The sequence below is a fragment of the Pseudomonas sp. ADAK21 genome (assembly GCF_012935735.1).
Taxonomy (GTDB): domain Bacteria; phylum Pseudomonadota; class Gammaproteobacteria; order Pseudomonadales; family Pseudomonadaceae; genus Aquipseudomonas; species Aquipseudomonas proteolytica.
Genome location: NZ_CP052857.1, coordinates 5423617 through 5444103, shown reverse-complemented (window position 1 = coordinate 5444103; position 20487 = coordinate 5423617). Strand labels below are relative to the sequence as shown.

Below are 20487 nucleotides of genomic sequence, written 5' to 3'. Positions count from 1 at the left end.
CACATAACTATGGGGCCGTAGCGTAGAGCCACGGGTCGCTGAATGTGTACGAAGTGGAATGTATTTAGAAGTTCACTTGCGAAAGCGGCAGGTCGTGAAAATCGCAGCGCACAAAAAAAGCCCCGCTTCTGCGGGGCTTTTATTAGTGCGTCGGTATTAGCCGCGCAACCAGGAATCTACAGTGGCTGCGCCGTACTGTTCTTTCCAGGCCTTCAAGCCGCGGTGGTTGCCGCCCTTGGTTTCAATCAGTTCGCCAGTGTGTGGGTTGTGATACACCTTGACTACACGTGCGCGACGGGTTTTAGGGGCGGCGGCCACCTGAATCCCCGATTTGCCCGGGTTTGGATCAAGGATGGAAATGATGTCGCGCAGGCTCTTGCCGTAGGTTTTCATCAGCCCTTGAAGCTTTTCTTCAAATTCGATTTCTTTCTTCAAGCCAGCGTCGTTCTTCAGGGATTCCAGCTGGGCGAGCTGTTCTTGAAGGGCTTTTTCTGCTGCGCGAAATTCGGCGAGTCTGGACAAAATCTTTACTCCAATAGTGTATTTGGCTGATACCAACTGTAAACAAAGCTATAAGCCAAGAGCCTCAGCATGACTCGGTAAATGTGGCTCTCCTGCCAATTCGGCGCAGGCAGGAAAAATTGTAGTAGTTAATGAGTCACGAGTAAATCATGTCTTTTGTATAAATAACAATATTTCACAATGATGCTAGATCGATATTCAAGCGCCACGCAAAGATTGAATGAATGCGTCAAACGGCACTGGGCGGCCAAACAGGTAACCCTGCAAAAAGTCCACGCCTTGTGCCGCCAGATAATCGCACTGCTCTTGGGTTTCCACGCCTTCGGCGACGATGCCCAAGTCAAGCTTGCCCGATAACTCGATGATGCTGTCGAGTATATGCCGCGATAAAGCATCGGCTCCGATCATCGCCACGAAGCTTTGATCAATCTTCAAGTAGTCAACATTGAAGTTGCGCAAGTAACCGAGGCTGGAGTGCCCGGTGCCGAAATCATCAATGGCGATCATCACCCCCAGTTCGTGCAAGGCCTGGAACAACTGACGGGTGACGTCGGTGGGTTCGATCAGTTCGCGCTCGGTCAGCTCCAGGGTCAACAGGACCTGGCCCGGCTTGAAGGCCGCGAGGAACTCCCGGCAATCCTGCACCAACTCCAGGTCCTGGCAATGCCGGGCGGTGATATTGATGCCCACGTGGAAGTTCTCGCCCAGGCGGTCGGCATGGGGCGCCAGTTGTGTGGCAACCTGGCGCATCAGCGCGCGGGTCATGGGCACGATCAGCCCGGAGTGCTCGGCCAGGGGGATAAACAGGTCCGGGCGTACCAGGCCTTCCTTTGGATGCTGCCAGCGCATCAGCACTTCACAGCCGGCCCATTGCAGGCTGTCGCCGCGAACCACTGGTTGGTAGTACGGCACGAATTCATTGGCGCCCAGGGCCCGCTGCAGTTCATGGGTGGGGGCCGAAGAGCGTTTTTGCAGCCAGTGCGCGAGCGTGCCAGCCAGCACCCCGAAAAACACCACCAGGCTGAACAGGGCCGGGTAGCGCGCCTCCATGTAACGCCACACTTCACCTTCGGGCATCCCGGCTTCCACGCTGTAGGCATAACGCTGGGAACCGAGTTGGTGATGGGCCACGGCAAATACCGGCGGCGCGCTGGTGTGGACTTGGCCGTCGCTGCCCAACCAATTGGGCCCCACCTGCAACACGAGGTCGGCGTAACGGCTGATCAGGCGCAGGGCATTAGTCAGGTGATAGCCGTCAATCGAGGCAAACGCCGCCTTGTCACCTTCCACCAGCCGGTACACCAGCAGCGCGGTATTGGGCGTAACCGGGTTGCCATTCATCAGCCACAGGCGGCCATTGACGTAGTCGTCGGGGTTGACCGCCGAGACACGATCGCCGCCAAACAACGAGGTGCAATAAATGGTTTTTTGCCAGGACAACGTGGTTGCCCGCACGAACGGGCGCCGCGTGACTTGCTCGCGCAGCGCCAGTTGCGCTGCGTTGTCACAGTCCTTGCCGGCCAGTGGCAGCAGTTCCTGGGCGGCGAGTGCGGTGTTATCGAGCATCAGGTCGAATTGGCGCACGGCCTCAATGGCTGTCTGCTCGGTGCTTTGCTCCAGGGTGCGTTGTGCCTGCACATACAGGATGAGCACACCCAGCAGAATCGGCAGCAGGCCGCACAGTATGGAGATCGAGTAACGGGCAGCGCGTTTGCGCGGGCCTTTGAGGGTAAGTGGCATGTATGCAGCCTGTAGCGGAATGAGGGAGACGCCTGGTAACGGCTACAGGCAATACGTCGGATATCTGGAGGATAGTTGGCCTCTGGAAATTAGCATCTGCCGCACGTTGATCTAGCCACTTGACTCGCTGTGCGTGTGGGTAGCTTTGCCAAACCTTGCAACACATTTTGACGGGGAAAGACTGTCTGGTCTATTGCGTCACTGCTTGGATGAGTCACCGCCCTGACAAAAAATCAGCGGTCACGCTCTGCGCCATCTGGATAAATGCCAGGGTTGCCGGAGACGACTGGCGCCGGTCCAGCACCGCCAAACCGATTTGCCGCGCCACCCTGGGCGCTAATGGCCGCTGCACGTAGCGTGGCTGATCGTCCTGGGGCAGCGAGGCCTGGGCCACTACGCTCACGCCCGCGCCCCGGCTGACGGTGTCCAGGGTGCTGAGCAGTTGCGAACAGCGGTAGCGCACGTTGGGTTTGAGCCGGGCACTGTGGAATAAGCGCTCTACCAACTCTGAAGAGCCGGCCTCGGTCAGGACAAACGGGTCGTGACACAAGTCCTTGAGCTTTACGCTGGCCTGGAGGGCGAGGGCATGCCCTACGGGAAGCAGGGCGACCATCTGGTCTTCGAACAGCGCAAAGGTGTCCAGGCGCTCCTGTTCCAACACCACAAAACCCACGTCGATGCGTCGCTCTTCCAGCCATTGCAGCACTTGACGGTCGGGGCCCTCATCCACATGCACCTCGATTCCCGGGTGGGCCTGGCGAAAGTGTTCAAGGATCCTGGGCAGCAGGTGAATGGACGCGGTTGGCCCGAAGGAGCCGATGCGTAGCGTCCCGCTTTTCATGCCTCGGGCATCGGCTGCTTCCTGTTGCAAGGTACTGGCCAGCCCGAGCATCGCCCGCGCCCTCAACAGCAGTTGCTGGCCGATATCGCTGAGTTCGACCCGTGACTGCTGGCGACGGAACAGCTCCACCCCCAGTTCCTGCTCCAAAGACTTGATGGCATGGGACACCGCCGACTGGCTGATGCCCAACCGATGGGCGGCGCTGGTGAAACCCTGCAGTTGTGCCACCAGCGAGAAGATTTCCAATTGTGTGAGGGTCATGAGGTTTTGCTCATTTTACGATGACTTGGCATTAGGAAAAGAATACGCCAATCAGCCTGCCAGATACCCAGGATCCTTATGCTCAGTTCAACCTTTATGCTTGCTGGCGACCGCCTGACCTACGCCAAGCTCGCGGCCGTCACCATGATCTGGGGCGGCACTTTTGTTGCCGGTCGATTTCTCGCCGCGGATCTGGATCCACTGCTGACGGCCAGCCTGCGCTTTATCCTGGCCAGCTTGGCGTTACTGCTGTTCATGGCCTTTGCCCGGATCCCCCTGGCGTGCCCTGCGCCTGCGCAAATGGTGCGGTTGGTGCTACTGGGTTTTTTCGGAATCTTCTTCTACAACCTGTGTTTCTTCTATGGCCTGCATTTTATCAATGCCTCGCGCGCCTCCTTGATTGTGGCCCTCAACCCGGCGGTGATAGGCCTGGCGTCATGGTGGGGGTTCAAGGAGCGGTTGGGGCGCCGTCAAGTGCTGGGCATCGCGCTGTGCCTGGGCGGCGCCGCGTGTGTGATTGTCAGCCGCAACCCATTGCTGTTGCAGGGCAGGGCAGATGCGTGGATCGGCGACCTGTTGATTTTTGGCTGTGTGCTGAGTTGGGGCGTGTATTCCCTGGGTTCACGCACGCTGAACCATAGCCTTGGCCCCTTGCAGACGGTGACCTGGTCGGTGCTGCTGGGCACCTTGATGCTGTGCCTCGCCACCCTGGTGACTGGCCGGGTGACCGTGCATGCGCTGGATGCCATCCATTGGCCGCATCTGTTGGGCCTGCTTTACCTCGGCGTATTGGGTTCGGCCCTGGCCTATATCGGTTATTACGACGGTATCCGGCGTATCGGCGCGACCCGCGCCGGTGTGTTTATCGCCCTCAACCCGCTGACGGCCGTGGTGTGTGGCGCGTTGCTGCTCGACGAGCAACTGAGCACTGCGATGTGCTTCGGTGGGGCGTTGATCCTGCTGGGCATCTACCTGGGCAATAAACCCCTTGCGCCCGCCAGGGCATAGGGATTTGATAAGGAATACGGACAAAGCTGTTTACGCTGTGTAGAATCGGTTTACGCATACAAGAATAAGCGCCTGTTTCCATGCAGGCCTCGTCCGTCAGAGACGCCCGTAAGAGAATGATCCAACCATGAAGCTACTCGGGTTCCAACTCATCTACGGTGACTTCCTCGCCCGCAGCGTGCGGGGCATTTCCTGTGCGCCACCTACCTACCTCATCCTTGCTGGCAATTAATTTACTTAATTCTAAAAAGATGATGAGGCGCCAAATCATGGCAGATCTATACGAAAACCCAATGGGCCTGATGGGCTTTGAATTCATTGAATTCGCATCGCCGACCCCGGGCACCCTGGAACCGATCTTCGAGATCATGGGTTTCACCAAGGTCGCGACCCACCGCTCGAAAAACGTGCACCTGTACCGCCAGGGCGCGATCAACCTGATCCTCAACAACGAGCCCAACAGCATCGCTTCGTACTTTGCCGCCGAGCATGGTCCGTCGGTGTGTGGCATGGCGTTCCGCGTCAAGGACTCGCAACAGGCTTACACCCGCGCCCTGGAACTTGGCGCCCAGCCGATCCATATCGAAACCGGCCCGATGGAACTGAACCTGCCGGCCATCAAGGGCATCGGCGGCGCGCCGCTGTACCTGATCGACCGTTTCGGCGAAGGCAGTTCGATCTACGATATCGACTTCGTGTTTATCGACGGTGTGGACCGCAACCCGGTGGGCGCAGGCCTGAAGGTTATCGACCACCTGACCCACAACGTCTATCGCGGGCGCATGGTCTACTGGGCCAACTTCTACGAGAAGCTGTTCAACTTCCGTGAAGCGCGCTACTTCGACATCAAGGGTGAATACACCGGCCTGACCTCCAAGGCCATGAGCGCCCCGGATGGCATGATCCGCATCCCGTTGAACGAAGAATCGTCCAAGGGCGCAGGCCAGATCGAAGAGTTCCTGATGCAGTTCAATGGCGAAGGCATCCAGCACGTAGCTTTCCTCACCGAAGACCTGGTCAAGACCTGGGACGCGTTGAAGAAGATCGGCATGCGCTTCATGACCGCGCCGCCAGACACCTACTACGAAATGCTCGAAGGCCGCCTGCCAAACCACGGCGAACCGGTAGACCAATTGCAGGCCCGGGGTATTTTGCTGGACGGCTCGTCCGTGGCCGGCGACAAGCGCCTGCTGCTGCAGATCTTCTCGGAAACCCTGATGGGCCCGGTGTTCTTCGAGTTCATCCAGCGCAAAGGGGATGACGGTTTTGGCGAAGGCAACTTTAAGGCCCTGTTCGAATCCATCGAACGCGACCAGGTTCGTCGTGGCGTACTGACCACCGACTGACAGGGCTTTTTGTAGGAGCGAGCAAGCTCGCTCCTACAGTTATTGGGTCAGGCTCTACGCTGCCGCATCAGGTGCTTGAACCCTTCAAACACCAACACCATCACTGCCAGCCAGATCGGGATATAGGTCAACCACTCACCCGGCCCGATACTTTCCCCCAGCAGCAGCGCCACCCCCAGCAACAGCACCGGCTCCACATAGCTGAGCAGGCCAAACAGGCTGAACGCCAACAGCCGGCTGGCGATGATGTAGCACACCAGCGCCGAAGCACTGATCAGCCCGAGCATCGGGATCAACCCATATAAACCTTTGTGTGCATCCAGCACGGCGAAGCCCTGCTCGCCACTTTGGACAAACCACAGCGCCACCGGCAGCATCAGCGCCATATCCAGCCACAGGCCGCCCAAGTGGTCGGTCGCCAAGCGTTTGCGCAGCACGAAGTAGATCGGATAACCGATGATCACCAGCAGCGTCGCCCAGGAGAAACCGCCCACCTGGTACAACTCGTTAAGCACGCCAATCGCCGCCAACACCACCGCGATCAGTTGCAGCCGCGAGAGCTTTTCGCCATACACCAGGCGTCCGGTGAGGACCATGGTCAGTGGCAGCAAGAAGTAGCCCAGGGATACATCCAGGCTGCGGCCATTGAGCGGTGCCCACATAAACAGCCACAACTGCACCCCTAGCAGCACCGACGACAGCACAATCCCACCGATCAGCTGTGGTTTGCCCGCAAGCAAACGCAGCAACTCCCACACGTGGCGCCACTCACCGCTGACCACCATGAACACCGTCATGCACGGCACGGTCAGCAACATGCGCCAACCGAAAATCTCCAGGCCACTCAACGGCGCGAGCAGTGATGTGAAGTAATACATCACGGCAAACAACACCGAGGCCGCTACCGATAAAACAACGCCTTTAGACACGCAGTCCTCGCCAAACCGATTCAAACAAAAGAGGGGGAGATTCCAGGTGGGAATATATTGCTTTTGAGATGAGACGTTTGCTCTGTTTTACGGCATCTTATGGGAAATTTTCTCACGCCCAAGGTTCGCCAGCATGCCCGTCAACCCTCCGCCGCCCCTGGATGATTTCGACCGCGCGATTCTCAAGCACCTGCAACGGGACAACACCACCGCGCTGCGGGTGATTGGCGAGCAGGTCAACCTGTCGACCGCAGCGGTACAGCGGCGCATCAAACGCATGGAGCAGAGCGGGGCGATCAGCGCGAATACGGCGGTGGTCAATCAGGACGCGGTGGGCAAGCCGATCACGATCCTGGTGGAAGTGCACGCCGAGCGCACCCATATCGAAGACCTCGACGTGCTCAAGGCGCAGATGTCGATCCCCGAGGTGCAGCAGTGCTATTACGTTACCGGCGATGCGGACTTTATGCTGGTGGTCGTGGTGGAAACCATGAAGGCCTACGAAACCCTGGCGCGTACGCTGTTCTACGAGAACCGCAATATCAAATGGTTTCGCAGCATCGTGGTGATGGACCGGGTCAAGGTCAGCCTGGATGTGCCGCTGGGCTAAGCGGATCATCGGGCCCCGTGAAAACTTGGTAATACTTTGTCATCCATCATCTGGAACAAATTTGTAGGCAACATTCACATACATCAGTAATCCAGGCTGTGCGTCTCACGTGAGCCAGGGAAAACTCCGTAAAAGAAGATGACTGATGATGAAAACCGATGTGAATAGCTTGCCATCTACGCGGTATCCAACTCTTCCTCCTGAGGATACGCGTGCAGTTCAAGACGGGGGGAGGCGCGACCTGCGTTCTGTTGGCTCGTCGGCATCGGCGGTGGGCCCGGCAGGACAGCCTCAAGCGGCGAGCGAAGATGCTGGGGATGGGTTAACCAAAACCTCCGCAGTTTGGGTGAATTACCAGCACGGTATCAATCTTGCCGAAATGATTGAACCGGGGTCTTCCAAGCGGATGACTCGGGAGCAGTTGATCGCTTATCCCGGCAAAATGAGTGCTGAGGCTACGACGCCAGAGCAAGAGGCGCTGATTGCGTCGACAAGAATTGCACCTGCGTTGGATTGGGCCGTGGCCAATGGCATTCTTGCGAAAAAAAACGACTACTCAAAAGATGATATTCACAAAGCAGCGTCGGCGCTCGATTTACATCTGGAGGAGATGGCAAAGTCCATTACCAGTCTTACGACTCCAATGCCTATGCGCAAAAATTACTTTACCGGGACGCAGTGGGTGTCGCCCATCGCTGGGCACAACGATCCGGAAAATAAGAAGTACCCAACCGCCCTCTATGACGACAAGAGGTTTGCTGACGACTTCAAGGCTGATCTTGCAAACAAAAAAAAAGCTTACGGTGTTCTTATAAAACAACTGATTTCGACGTTGAGCCCGGAAGACCGGATCGCCATAGAGCATGGTGCGGTAAGCACTTATGCGCTGAAGCCCCCCGGGGACAAAGACGACCTGGAACGTGGAAGTTTTTTGATTAAAGCAGTGTATAAGGGAAAAACAACGATCTATGAAATTGACCCTGCGCGCGGCATTGCACGCAAGCAGAATAATTATGCTGGCGTTTTCAATGGGAGTAGTGCGATTGGGCAAAAAAAACTTGAAGACGGCAGTTATTCCAAAGAGTTTTCTGTGTGGGACAAGCCAAGTCTACAGGGCGCTCAGTATCAACCTAGGGTTGATAGCCAGTCCGGTCTTCGGCCGAATAACGAGGTTTTTCATGCGAAGCTCTATACGTTAGAGCCTCTTGGCAAGTTTTCCGATGCCGAGGCCAGTTCAGGCGAACAAGCCACGCCGCAATCCTTATCCTCCAAGCGATCCAATGACATTGCAAATAATATCTCGGAGAAGTTGTTTTATGCTAAAGATCTGGATCTGCTGTATATGGCAGAAGAGGATCCCGAACGTGTAACCCAGGCCGAAAAAGACGATAGGAAGAATTATAAGGAATTCAGTGCGTCCAGGGATAAGCGTCGAGAGTTCCTGAAGGGATTTGTTCCCTTCTGGCACGGCATCGAGGCCATCATTGCAGGCCGCCCCATAGAGGGTGTTGCCAAGATATGGGTAGACCTGCTTTCTTTTACGTTGCCTGTCGCAGAAGTGGCGTCCAGTTTGAGCAAAGGGGCTGTTCGGGCCGTGAAATCTGCGTTTCCTCAGCTTTCCACCTTTACAAAAAAGATGCTTGGTTTTACTCGCAGTCCTGGCGTTTCGGGAGTCAAATGGGAGGGCGGTGTGCAGGGGATTAAATGGGCGGGGAACGCTGCCGATGATATTGGCAAGGGAGTCAAGCAGTTCAGACTCAATACGGCTCCGTTATCCAGGAGTGACGCGGGGATACGTGAGATAGAGTTTAATGGCAGCAAATATTTTGTTGCTGATAAACCGGATGCCGGGGACGGGACGCACTACCTGCTACGGGTGCCAGACCCAAAAGATCCATCGAAACTGGTAAGCAGCAGCACTGTCGCTAAGCCTAATGAAGCCGGTGTCTGGGAAGCAAGAGTTGGCTCGTCTTCTACACCTTCCAGTCAGAACAGAATTGACGGATGGAAAGAATATTTATTCGGAGAAAACTGGCAGCCCGTAGATCCATTTATTAACGACAAGTTCAGAGTTAAAATGGATAACGCAAAATACGGTCCTGATAGTGCAAGTTATGAGCGGGGTTACAATAGCGGAAGCCCGGACAGTATCGATGGCTACTATAAAGGCATGAAAAGTTCTCAGATCAAAGAGCTCGCTTTGAAGCCCGAGCGAACCTCAGAACAAACAGGTGTCTTGGTCAGGGTTCTGGAAAAACGTAAGGCGGGTAAAAGTCTTGAGGATTTTTTACATTTTAAAAGTGAGGTCGAGGCTGCAGGCGGTACCGCTAAAGGAATGCCACAAAATCTTTACCTGTCAGAAGTTGATGTGTTAAGTAATGGTGAGTGTGCTGCCCTCTCGAATAGCATGGCCCTGGCTATATCTCAGGGGAAAGAAGATGTGCTGATTGCTAACTTATATAAGGCTACAGTTGCGTCAAAAGATCCCAAGATCCTGAATTTCAGAAAGAATCTTAGTTCGCTGCATCATAATGTCGCTTACAGTTTCCATGGCAGTCAACCGGTTAAGAGGATGACCTACAAGGATATTATCGGAGAGCTGGGCAATGCCACGGCGACCACCACATTTAAGATAAGTGATAAGGGGCATGGCGTTATTGCCGGGGTGATTGTAGAAAATAATAATAAAAGTTTCTTTTTTTACGATCCGAATTTCGGGCTGGCCAAGTTTCCAACTCAGCAGGCTATGGAGAAAGCATTAGAGAGCCTGCTCAACAGCGGAAAAGTGGGGAGTACATTCAAACCTTTTGGTGCCGATCGCGCGATGCCTGAGTATGACGTCAGTGTCTTTAGTGACTCGGACTTCTATATGCAGAGCGGGAGCATCAACCCAAACAGCTTTTTCGATCAGCCCCTATAGCGCTCGACTGTCAGTCACGTTTAATGCGGGGGAAACTCTTCCCCCGTTTTACTCAGATCATCCGTTAAGGCCGTGCAGCTCGCCCCGAGACAAAGTGCCCCACATCATTGAACCCCGGTGTCGACGCATGCCCCGGCGTCACCAGCGAATCAATAAACGCCTCATCCTCAGCACTGATCTTCACCTCGAGCGCCCCGGTATAGGCGTCCCACTGCGCCTCGGTACGCGGCCCGACAATCGCCGAGCTGACCGCCTGGTTGTTCAGGACCCAGGCAATCGCAAACTCGACAATCCCCACGCCACGCCCTTGGGTGTATTGCTGGATCTGCTGGGCGATGCGCAGCGATTCCACGCGCCATTCGGTTTCCAGGATGCGTTTGTCCTGGCGGGCGGCGCGGCTGCCGGCTTCGGGGGTGATGTCCGGTGCGTACTTGCCACTGAGCACGCCACGGGCCAGCGGGCTGTAGGGCACCACGCCCAGGCCATAGGCCGCCGCTGCAGTGATCTGTTCCACCTCGGCCTGGCGGTTGACGATGTTGTACAACGGCTGGCTGATGATCGGCCGGTCCACCCCCAGGCGTTCGGCCACGCGTACCACTTCGGCGATGCGCCAGCCCCGGTAGTTGGACAGTCCCCAATAACGGATCTTGCCCTGGCGGATCAGATCGCCAATCGCCGAAATCGTGACCTCCAATGGGGTGGCGTGGTCTTCGCGGTGCAGGTAGTAGATGTCCAGGTAGTCAGTGTCGAGGCGGGTGAGGCTGGCCTCCAGTGCGTTGAACATGCGCTTGCGGTTCAGGCCGCTGCGGTTGGGCAGGCCGTCCGGCGGGCCGAAGCCGACTTTGGAGGCCACGACCCAATCGTCGCGGTGCCGGCTGATGGCTTCGCCGACAATTTCTTCCGAGCGCCCGCCGGTGTAGACGTCGGCGGTGTCGATGAAGTTGATGCCCTGGTCCCAGGCCTTGTCGATGATGCGCAGCGAGTCTTCGGTGTTGGTCTGTTCGCCAAACATCATGGTGCCCAGGGTCAGTGGGCTGACCTTGAGCCCGGACTGGCCCAGTGTGCGGTAAATCATGGTGAACTCCTCAAAAGCGCAGACAGTTGCTATGCAATACCAGAGAGCAAGGCTCTAGAACAAGCCCGACGTCGGTGGCTCGGTGTCTTTGAGCCGATAGGCGCCGACCACCGCGGCCTTCCAGTGCCGGGGATTGTGGTTGGCCACGGTGCGCGCATTGCGCCAGTGCCGGTCGAGGTTATGGCTGCGCCCGGTAGTGGACGCGCCGCCCACGTCGAACAGCAGTTCAGCGGCCTTGAGTGCCGACTCGGCGGCGATGTATTGCGCCTGGGCCACGTCAATGGCCGCGCGGGTCACCGACTGGTGATCCAGTGCATTGGCCCACGCGGCGTCGATGCGGTCAGCCGCACGCAACACCACGGCTTCAGCGGCAAACGCGCGTGCCGAGATCTCACCCACGGAAAACTCCACATAGGGATCGTCCACCGAGCGGCTGGCGCTGCTGTGCTTGATCGGCCGCGCATGTTCCTTGGCGAAGGCCACCGCATCGTCCAAGGCATTGCGCGCGATGCCGGCCTGCACCGCGCCGAGGAACAGTTGCAGGAACGGCGTGATGATCGAACGCTGGCCTTCCTCCACCACCCGTGTGCGGATTTCTTCGCGGCGCACCAGCACGTTGTTCAGGCGCGTGGTGCCGCTGGCGGTCAGGCGCTGGCCCATGGCGTCGAAATCATCCACCAGTTCCAGGCCTTCGCGGTCGCGGGGCACCACGAATGACACCGGCTCCTCGTTTTCATCCAGCGCCACCGCGCTGACCCAATCGGCATACAGCGCGCCAGTGCTGTAGTACTTGCTGCCATTGGCGCGAAAGTGTTCGCCCTCCGGCACGATCCGCGCGCTGACCTGGCCGTTGGCGCCACCGATTTCCCAGCCGGCGTTGCCGAACACCTCGCCCTGCAGGTAGTGGGCAAACCATAACTGGCGCTCGGCTTCGGACTTTTGCACCAGCAAGCTCTCGATAAAGGCAAAGCTGGGGCGCAGGGACTGGGCGATATTGGAATCTACCGCCGCCAGGTCGATCACCAACTGCACCACCTCGCGCACACTGGACTCGCTGCCGCCATAGCGCTGGGGAATGCGCAGGGTCAGCAGGCGCGCTGCGGCCAGCTGGCGGATCTGCTCATGGGGCAGTTGCCGGGTGCGTTCGCGTTCGGCGGCGCCCTCGGCGATCTGCGGCAATAACACAGCGGCACGCTGCAACAGCTCTGGCACGGACAAAAAGCTCATGACAATCCTTATATGGCAATGGCATAGGTAATGAAGTGGTGCTCGGGCACCGGGGCCGGCCGGTCGATCTGCGGGATGGCGTCGAGCAGGGCGCGGGTGTAGGCATGTTGGGGGTGGTCAAATACGTCGCGCACCGTGCCGCTTTCCACGACTTCGCCGTCCTTCATCACCAGCACCCGTTCGCTGACCTGGTTGATCACGCCCAGGTCGTGGGAGATGAACAGGCAGGCCAGTTTCAGGCGTGACTTGAGGTCGGCCAGCAGCGCGAGGATCTGCGCCTGCACCGACACATCCAGGGCCGACACCGGTTCGTCGCACACCAGCACTTGGGGGTTGGGCGCCAGCGCCCGGGCAATGGCGATACGTTGCCGCTGGCCGCCGGAAAGCTCCAAGGGGCGGCGGTCGAGCACGCTGGCATCCAGGCGCACCAACTCCAGCAGCTCCAGGGTGCGTGCCGGCCATTCGCGGCGTGGCAGGCCTGCCACTTGCAGCGCCTCGTTCAGCACCCGGGCCACGGTGTAGCGCGGGTCAAACGAGCTTTGCGGGTCCTGGAACACCACCTGGATGCGCTGGCGCAGTTGGCGGCGTTGCTGATCGTTGAGTGCGCTCCAGGGCCGCCCGTTAAGCCACACATCGCCGGCGTCCGGGCGTTCCAGCCCTAGCAGCATGCGGGTGAGGGTGGTCTTGCCACTGCCGGACTCGCCGACAATCCCCAGGGTTTCCCCAGCCCGCAGGCTGAAGCTGGCGTTGTGTACCGCGACATGGGGCTGGCCGTCGGGGCCGATAAAGGTTTTTTGCAGGTTGCGCGCCTCGATCAACGGCAGGTCGAAACGCTCGACACTGGCCACCTTCGGCGCCGCCCGGTTCGGTCGTTGGAAATGCACGGCGCGCCCAGCCCGCAGCAGCGATTGGGTGTAAGGGTGCTGCGGATCATGCAGGATCGCCTCCACCGGGCCCTGCTCGACAATCACCCCGTGATGCATCACCGCCACCCGGTCCGCCAGGCGCGACACCACCGCCAGGTCGTGGCTGACCACCAGCATCGCCATGGCCTGGGAACGCAGGGATTCCAGCAGCGCCAGGACTTGCGCCTGTACCGTGGCGTCCAGCGCCGTGGTCGGCTCATCGGCAATCAACAGCCGCGGGCCTGCGGCAATCGCCGAGGCGATCAGGGCCCGTTGGCGTAGCCCGCCCGACAGTTGATGGGGGTACTGCAACGCGCGTAGTTCCGGTTGTGGGACACCCACCGAACGTAGCAACTCGATGACCCGCGCCTGGCGCGCATCGCGATCCAGTTGCGTGTGCAAGCGCAACGGTTCGGCAATTTCCTTGCCCACCGGGCGCAGGGGGTCGAGGGAGCCGAGGGCGTCTTGCATCACAAAGCCGATCTGCGCACCGCGCAGGGTCTGCCAGGCACGGTCGTCCAACTGGCGCAGGTCGATGTCGGCAAACGCCAGGCGTTCGGCCTGTACCCGTGAGCCGGCGCCGCTCAGGCCGCTCAGGGTGCGTGAGGTGACGGTTTTGCCCGAGCCAGACTCGCCCACCAGCGCCAGGCATTCACCGGCGGCCAGGCTGAACGATATGCCCTTGATAATCGGTGTGTGGCCAAACTGCACCCGCAGGTCTTGCACTTGCACTAACGTACTCATCGGGATTTACCCTCACTGCGTGCCAGCCAGTCACGGCCAATGGCGGTGATCGACACCACCGTCAGGATGATTGCCACGCTCGGCCAGGCCACCAACCACCAGGCATTGGCCAGGTAATTGCGGCCCATGGCGAGCATCGAACCCCATTCCGGCGCGGGCGGCGAGGCGCCAAAGCCTAAGAAACTTAAGGCCGCGCCGGTGATGATGTTGTGCCCGATACCAATGGTGGCGAGGATCAGGATCGGCTTGATCGCATTGGGCAGCACATGCCGCAACACCACGGCTGCACGATGTCGGCCGAGGGTGGTGGCGGCTTCGACGTAGGGCGCATCGCGCACTACCAGGGTCTGCGCACGCACCATTCGCGCAAAGCGCGGGATGCTCGCCACGCCCACTGCGATCAGCGTGATCCACAGGCCCTGGCCCCAGAACGTGATGATCACCAGGGCCAACAGCAGGTCGGGAAACGCCAGCAACACATCGATCAAACGCATGATTGCGCCATCCACCAGGCGCGGGCCAAGTCCCGCCGCCAAGCCGAGGATGATCCCGGCGCCGAGGCCGATGGCCGTGGACACCAGGCCCATCAACAGCGAAGGACGCACCCCGTGGATCAAGCGGGCGAGTACATCGCGCCCGTTTTCATCGGTGCCCAGCCAGTGGCTGCTGCTGGGGGGCAGGTAGGCGTTGCGGGCGGCGGCGGCCAGTGGGTCGACGCCGGTCAGCCAATGGGGGGCAATGGCGGCGAGGATAAGCGCGATCAAAAACAGCCAGGCCAGGGCCAACCCAGGCCTGACAGTGGCGCGCCCCCTTGTGGCGAGTGGGCTTGCCCGCGTTGGGCGGCGAAGCAGCCCCAACATAGCGCGCAGAATGGGGTTGCCCGATAGAGGGCCGGGAGGGCTGCGCAGCCCCGCGCGGGCAAGCCCGCTCGCCACTGGGTTAGTGGGTTTCATGGCGGCTCCTTGCATACTGGCTTTGCGGGTACGGCAAGCCCAAATGCTCACGCAGCGTGCTACCGCTGTATTCATGGCGGAACACCCCGCGCTTGCGCAGCAGCGGCACCACCTCATCGACCAACACCTCGACCCCCGAGGGAAACATGTCCGGCATGATGTTGAAGCCATCGGCCGCGCCCGCGAGGAACCAGTGTTCGAGGGTGTCGGCCACCTGTTCCGGGGTGCCCACCAGCAGCCGATGGCCGACCAGGATGCGCCGGGACAGTTCGCGCACCGTCAGGCCTTCGCGGCGGGCCAGGTTGAGCTGGGCTTCGAGAAACCCCTGGGAGCCTTGCTCATAAGTGCCCACTTCACCGATCCGCGCCCACGGCAGCGGCGCATCCAGCTCCAGCTCTTCGGCCGGGATGCCGATCCGCGCGGCCACCTGCTGGATCAGGCCATGTTCGCCGTGGTAGGCATTGAGTTGATCAAAGCGCGCATGGGCTTCGGCCTCGCTGCTGCCGATCACCGTGGACAGGCCCGGCATGATTTTCAGGTGCTCGGGGTTGCGCCCCCAGCGCGCGGCGCGTTGCTTCATGTCGCGGTAGAAGTGCAGGCCATCTTCCAGGCTGGTCTGGGTGGTGAAAATTGCATCGGCATACCGCGAGCCCAGGGCCTTGCCGCCTTCCGACGAGCCTGCCTGTACCAGCACCGGGCGGCCCTGGGGTGAGCGGGGCAGGTTCAGCGGGCCCTTGATGGAGAAGTGCTGGCCGACAAAGTCCTGGCTGTGGATCTTGTCGGGGTGTGCGTAGCGCCCGCTGCCGGCATCGCCGATGATCGCGTCGTCCTCCCAGCTGTCCCAGAGCTTGCACGCGATGTCGATAAACTCCTCGGCGCGGGCATAGCGCTGCGCGTGCTGCAGCTGGTTGGCCAGGCCAAAATTCTGTGCGGCGGCATCGGTGGCGTTGGTCACCACATTCCAGGCCGCGCGGCCCGCGCTGATATGGTCCAGGGAGGCAAAGCGCCGGGCCAGGTTGTAGGGATCGTTATAGGTGCTGGAGGCGGTGGCGATCACGCCGATGTGTTGCGTGGCCAGGGCCACGGCAGTCAACAGGATGGTCGGTTCCAGGCGGCCCACCGGCTGCGTGGCCACATCGCCCACCAGCGCCGGGCCGTCGGCCAGGAAGATTGCATCCAGGCAGCCGCGCTCGGCAATACGCGCGATATTGCGGTAGTACTCCACATCCAGGTAGGCATTCGCCGGCACTTCGCCGACCCGCCAGGCCGCCGCGTGCGCGCCGAAACCGAGGATGTTCATGCCAATGCTCATGTGCTTTTTCATGCAGGTTCCTGGGGTTAGACGGCGCTGGCTTCATCGCGGGCGCTGGCATGCTCGGGGTTGTCGGCCACCGCTTGTTCCTGGGCGGCGCGCCAGGCGGCAGCGGGGCTGACGTCGTTGAGGTAGAAATCGCCCAGGGCCCGTTCGCGGTAGATCGCCGGGTTGTGCGAGGCCAGGGTGCGGGCATTGCGCCAATGCCGGTCGAGGCGCCGCACTTGGCTGGTGGCCGAGGCGCCGCCGACTTCGAACAGCAGGCTGGTGGCTTCCAGCACCAGCGGCAGGATCACTTGCTGTGCCTGGTAGGTACGCACATCGGCGTCGACGTATTGCGCTTCGCTGATGGAGCCGTCGAGCACGGCCTCATGGGTGGTTTGCAGCACCTGCGCGGTGGTCTGTACCAGGCTGTCGGCGGCATAGGCCAGGCTCGACAGCTTGCCGATCACTCGCTGCACCAGCGGGTCCAGGCGCGGGCTGGATTGCCCGGGGATGCCAAAGGCGCGGGTGCGGCCCTGGACAAACTCCACCGCATCGCGCAGCGCGGCCCGGGCGATCCCGGCCAGGGTCGCCAGGTGGAACAACTGGTAGAACGCCGAGATATACGACTCGGCCCGCAATTCGCCGGGCTTGAAGCGCCGCAGTACTTGATGCTCAGGCACCGCCACCTGGTCGAAGCGCGTGGTGCCGCTGCCGCTCAGGCGCTGGCCAAACCCGTCCCAGTCATCCACGCGGGTCACGCCGGGCGCATCGGTGGGCACCACCACGCTGATAAAGTCGGCACCGTCGGCGGCGGCCACGGCGATCCAGTCGGCATACAAGGTGCCGGTGCAGTAGTACTTTTGCCCGTCCAGTTGCCAGCCTGCGGCGGTGGGTTTGAGCGTCACCGAGTTGGTGGTGGTGTCACTGCGCTCGGCCATGGCTGCGCCCCACAATTGCCCTTCGACTACCTTGGGGAACCAGTACGCCTGGGATTCACTGTCCTGGCTCACCAGCCGGCCTTCGACGAAGCCGAAATGTGCGCGCACGATCTGCGGCAGGTTCGAGTCGGCGCTGCCCAACTCGGTGAGCAAGGCGAACAACTCGGGCAGGCTGGCGCCCAGGCCGCCCTGGCTACGCGGTACGCGCAAGGCACCGAAGCCGGCGTGTTTCAACCAGCCGACGGCGTCGAAGGCCAGGGTCCGCTCCTGTTCACGCTGCACCGCGCCCTGGGCAATGCGCTGGAAAACCGGGGCGAAGCGTTCGTGCAGTTGGGTGTTGCTCATATTCGGTTCCTTACTTGAATACAGTATTTGAAGCTGTCGGTGATCCACTGTGGGAGCCGGCTTGTGTGGGAGCGGGCTTGCCCGCGAAGGGGGCGTATCAGTCAAATATTTATCAACTGACCCTCCGCCTTCGCGGGCAAGCCCGCTCCCACACAAGCCCGCCCCCACATAAAACCGGTGTTCATCGCGGTTTAACCCGTGGATCAATCAACCCGTTGAGCACATCCACCAACAGGTTCACCACCACATAAACCAGCGCCGCCAACAACGTGATCCCCAGCACCACCGGCGCATCCTTGGCCACGGCGGCATCGAGCATCATTCGCCCGATACCCTGGCGGGCGAACAGCATTTCGGTGACCACCGCTCCCCCCAGCAGGCTGGCGAAGATGAACCCGGACAGGGTCACCAGCGGCACCAAGGCATGGCGCAGTGCATGGCGCAGGCGCACCGCGGTCTGCGACAGGCCGCGCGCGCGGGCCATGGCGATAAAGGGTTGTTCGAGGATGTCTTCCAGTTCCTGGCGCAGCACCTGGCTGAGCATCCCGGCAATCGGCAGGGCCAGGGCGATGGTCGGCAGGATCAGGGTTTGCCAGCCGTTGGAGCCTGCCGGCGGCAATACCGGCCACTGGAACGAAAACACCAGCAACAGCAAAATCCCCAGCACGAACGACGGTGATGACGACAGCACCAGCTCGCTGGCCGACGCCACGCGGCGTACCCAGGGGTTGCGCTTGGCGGTGAGCACCGCGCTGGCCAGCGCCAGGCCGATGGCCAACAGTGCAGCGCTCAGGGCCAGTTGCAACGTGGCGCCGATCTGCTTGCCGATGGCTTCGGTCACGGGAATGCGCAGGCGGTACGACTCGCCAAAATCACCCTGGGCAATGCGGCCCACGTAGCGTCCGTATTGCACCCACAGTGGCTGGTCGAAGCCGTATTCCTCGCGGACCTGGGCCAGTTGCTGCGGGGTGGGAATGGCATCCGGCCCGCCGAGAATCGCCAGCACCGGGTCGCCGGCACTGAAATGAATGGCGACGAAGGTCAGGGTGGCCGCGCCCCACAGCACGCCCACGCCGGCCAGTAGTCGAGCGGCAAGCCGTTTCATGGTGCCTCCTGGTCCAGCCATACGCTGGTAAAGAATGGGGTGTTGTGCACGGTGTCGAAGATCAGCCCCTTGACCGCCGTGCGATAGGCAATCAGCACCTGGCTCTCGAAGTCCGGCACCGCTGGCACCACTTCGGTCAGGCGTTGTTGCGCGGCGCTGTAGAGGGCCTGCAGTTCTCGCGGGGCGTGGGAACGGCGGGCGGCGCTGAGCAGTTGGTCCAGGCGCGGGTCGCTGAGGTTGCTGAGGTTGTTGCCGCTTTTGGTGGGCGAGGCCCGTGAGTCGCTGTGGTACAGGATGTACAGGCCGTCGGGGGTGTTGGTGTGCCAATAGCCACCGCCGATGGCGTCGTAATTGCCCGCAGTACGACGGTCGGTGAGCTGGGCCAGGGGCATCATTTCAATGATGAATTGCATGCCGACTTTTTTCGCATCCGCCTGCACCGCCACCGCGACGCTGCTGGGGAACGGCGGGCTTTCAAAACCCAGCAAGTGCGCCGACAGGCGCCGGCCATCCTTGACCCGATAGCCCTCGGCATCGCGCGCGGTCCAGCCGGCCTCGTCCAGTTGGCGGTTGGCGGCGTCGACGTCGTACTTCAGTACATCGCGGTAGGCCGGATCGTAGAACGGCGTGTTCACCGCCAGGTAATCGCTCTTGGGCAGGAATTCACCGAACCCGGCGATCCAGGCCAGGCCGTCACGGTCGATGGCCTGGGCGACGGCTTTGCGCACCCGTACATCGTCGAACGGGAAGCGCAGGGTGTTGAACGTGAGGCTGCGGTAAGGGCTGGCCATGCGAATCCGGTTGCGTACCACCAGGTTCTGCGAGGCGCGCATTGCCGCCGTATTCTGCGCCGGGGCATCCAGGGTGAAGTCCGAACGCTTGGATTGCAGGGTGCTGTAGCGGGTCATGGCCTCGGGGATGATGCTCAGCTCGATACGGTCCAGATAGGCCGGGCCGATGTGCCGGGTGACCGGTGGAGCCCAGTGGTAGTCGGCGCGCCTGGTAAAGGTTGCCCCTTGTTCGCGGGTATAGCTTTGCAGCACGAACGGCCCGGAGCCGATAGGGTGCTCGGCAATACTCTTGGGGGCTTCTCGGATCTGTTTGGGCGAGACCATGCTCAGCCAGGACTGCGCCAGCACATACAGGAACGGCGAGTAGGGTTCGCGCAGGTGCGCTTCGAAGGTGTAGTCGTCGATGATCCGGCCGTCGACGTAGGGCGCGATATACGCGGCGGCCAGCGGTGATTTGGTGGCCGGGTCGCGCATATGCTCCAGGTTGACCCGCAACGCCTCGGCATTGAATTTTTCGCCGTCGCTGAAGGTCACGTCGTCACGCAGGTGGAAGGTGTAGGTCTTGCCATCCGGCGAGACGTCCCAGGACTTGGCGAGCCAGGGCGAAATCTTGCCGTTCTCGTCCTGATACAGCAGGCAGTCGTAGACGATGCGCGCCAGCCATTGCACGTTGCCGTGGTAACTGGAATGCACATCGAAGGTGCCGGTATCCAACGCCGCTGACACGCGCAAGGTGCCGCCCGGCGTGCCCTGGCGGGTTTCGTGGTAGTCGCTGGGGTCATAGCTGAGCAGGCCCTGGGCGTCCAGGTGCCCGTCCACCCGCTGCACCGAGCTGGGCGGTGGGGCGTCCGGCGAGCAGGCGCTCACCAGCAGCAACCCCAGGAGCAGGCCGAACCTGCTCCAGTGATTGATCGGCATCGTGAAGGCTCC

16 protein-coding genes are annotated in these 20487 nt (G+C 60.5%); 4 read left to right on the top strand and 12 right to left on the bottom strand.

Features of this window, described 5'->3' with window-relative positions:
- Window positions 1–156 precede the first annotated feature (156 nt).
- The 3 genes from HKK57_RS24355 to HKK57_RS24345 form a co-directional block, all read right to left on the bottom strand.
- Window positions 157–522 (bottom strand): histone-like nucleoid-structuring protein, MvaT/MvaU family, encoded by a 366-nt coding sequence (locus tag HKK57_RS24355; RefSeq protein ID WP_029294664.1) that lies wholly within the window; start codon window positions 520–522, stop codon window positions 157–159.
- Window positions 523–720: 198 nt separating this feature from the next.
- Complete coding sequence (locus tag HKK57_RS24350; protein ID WP_070996287.1) at window positions 721–2262, bottom strand: EAL domain-containing protein; 1542 nt, start codon at window positions 2260–2262, stop codon at window positions 721–723.
- Between the two features lie 214 nt (window positions 2263–2476).
- Window positions 2477–3364, bottom strand: a complete 888-nt coding sequence (locus HKK57_RS24345; RefSeq protein WP_029294669.1) for a LysR family transcriptional regulator — start codon at window positions 3362–3364, stop codon at window positions 2477–2479.
- A gap of 78 nt (window positions 3365–3442) precedes the next feature.
- Between HKK57_RS24345 and HKK57_RS24340 the strand changes: the two genes are divergently transcribed.
- Both HKK57_RS24340 and hppD read left to right on the top strand, forming a co-directional pair.
- Window positions 3443–4372, top strand: coding sequence for a DMT family transporter (locus tag HKK57_RS24340; protein WP_237150429.1), 930 nt, complete (start codon window positions 3443–3445; stop codon window positions 4370–4372).
- Window positions 4373–4641: 269 nt separating this feature from the next.
- Window positions 4642–5718 (top strand): 4-hydroxyphenylpyruvate dioxygenase, encoded by a 1077-nt coding sequence (hppD, locus tag HKK57_RS24335; protein WP_029294672.1) that lies wholly within the window; start codon window positions 4642–4644, stop codon window positions 5716–5718.
- A gap of 47 nt (window positions 5719–5765) precedes the next feature.
- Here the strand turns inward: hppD and rarD are convergent, their stop codons facing one another.
- Window positions 5766–6647 (bottom strand): EamA family transporter RarD, encoded by an 882-nt coding sequence (rarD, locus tag HKK57_RS24330; protein WP_169390956.1) that lies wholly within the window; start codon window positions 6645–6647, stop codon window positions 5766–5768.
- A gap of 133 nt (window positions 6648–6780) precedes the next feature.
- Between rarD and HKK57_RS24325 the strand changes: the two genes are divergently transcribed.
- Both HKK57_RS24325 and HKK57_RS24320 read left to right on the top strand, forming a co-directional pair.
- Entirely contained in the window at window positions 6781–7257 is a 477-nt protein-coding gene (locus tag HKK57_RS24325; protein ID WP_070996284.1) for an Lrp/AsnC family transcriptional regulator, read from the top strand.
- Window positions 7258–7402: 145 nt separating this feature from the next.
- A complete protein-coding gene (locus tag HKK57_RS24320; RefSeq protein WP_169390955.1) occupies window positions 7403–10177 on the top strand; it encodes a hypothetical protein in 2775 nt (924 codons plus the stop codon).
- 64 nt (window positions 10178–10241) lie between these two features.
- Here the strand turns inward: HKK57_RS24320 and HKK57_RS24315 are convergent, their stop codons facing one another.
- The 8 genes from HKK57_RS24315 to HKK57_RS24280 all read right to left on the bottom strand — a co-directional run bounded on the left by HKK57_RS24315 (window position 10242) and on the right by HKK57_RS24280 (window position 20475).
- The gene (locus HKK57_RS24315; protein WP_169390954.1) at window positions 10242–11252 is read right to left on the bottom strand and encodes an aldo/keto reductase; all 1011 of its coding nucleotides are present in this window, start codon (window positions 11250–11252) and stop codon (window positions 10242–10244) included.
- Between the two features lie 54 nt (window positions 11253–11306).
- Window positions 11307–12479, bottom strand: a complete 1173-nt coding sequence (locus HKK57_RS24310; protein WP_169390953.1) for an acyl-CoA dehydrogenase family protein — start codon at window positions 12477–12479, stop codon at window positions 11307–11309.
- Between the two features lie 8 nt (window positions 12480–12487).
- Window positions 12488–14128 carry a dipeptide ABC transporter ATP-binding protein gene (locus HKK57_RS24305; protein WP_029294685.1) on the bottom strand — a complete coding sequence of 547 codons (1641 nt, stop codon included), beginning with the start codon at window positions 14126–14128 and terminating at the stop codon, window positions 12488–12490.
- Window positions 14125–14892 (bottom strand): ABC transporter permease, encoded by a 768-nt coding sequence (locus HKK57_RS24300; protein WP_237150430.1) that lies wholly within the window; start codon window positions 14890–14892, stop codon window positions 14125–14127. Before HKK57_RS24300 ends, HKK57_RS24305 begins: the two co-directional genes overlap by 4 nt.
- 175 nt (window positions 14893–15067) lie before the next feature.
- Window positions 15068–16405 (bottom strand): LLM class flavin-dependent oxidoreductase, encoded by a 1338-nt coding sequence (locus tag HKK57_RS24295; RefSeq protein WP_169390952.1) that lies wholly within the window; start codon window positions 16403–16405, stop codon window positions 15068–15070.
- Window positions 16406–16419: 14 nt separating this feature from the next.
- Window positions 16420–17661, bottom strand: a complete 1242-nt coding sequence (locus HKK57_RS24290) for an acyl-CoA dehydrogenase family protein (RefSeq protein ID WP_133714414.1) — start codon at window positions 17659–17661, stop codon at window positions 16420–16422.
- Window positions 17662–17842: 181 nt separating this feature from the next.
- Window positions 17843–18766, bottom strand: a complete 924-nt coding sequence (locus HKK57_RS24285) for an ABC transporter permease (protein ID WP_029294693.1) — start codon at window positions 18764–18766, stop codon at window positions 17843–17845.
- A complete protein-coding gene (locus tag HKK57_RS24280) occupies window positions 18763–20475 on the bottom strand; it encodes an ABC transporter substrate-binding protein (protein ID WP_169390951.1) in 1713 nt (570 codons plus the stop codon). The genes HKK57_RS24285 and HKK57_RS24280 overlap by 4 nt, the downstream gene beginning before the upstream one ends.
- Window positions 20476–20487: the final 12 nt, after the last annotated feature.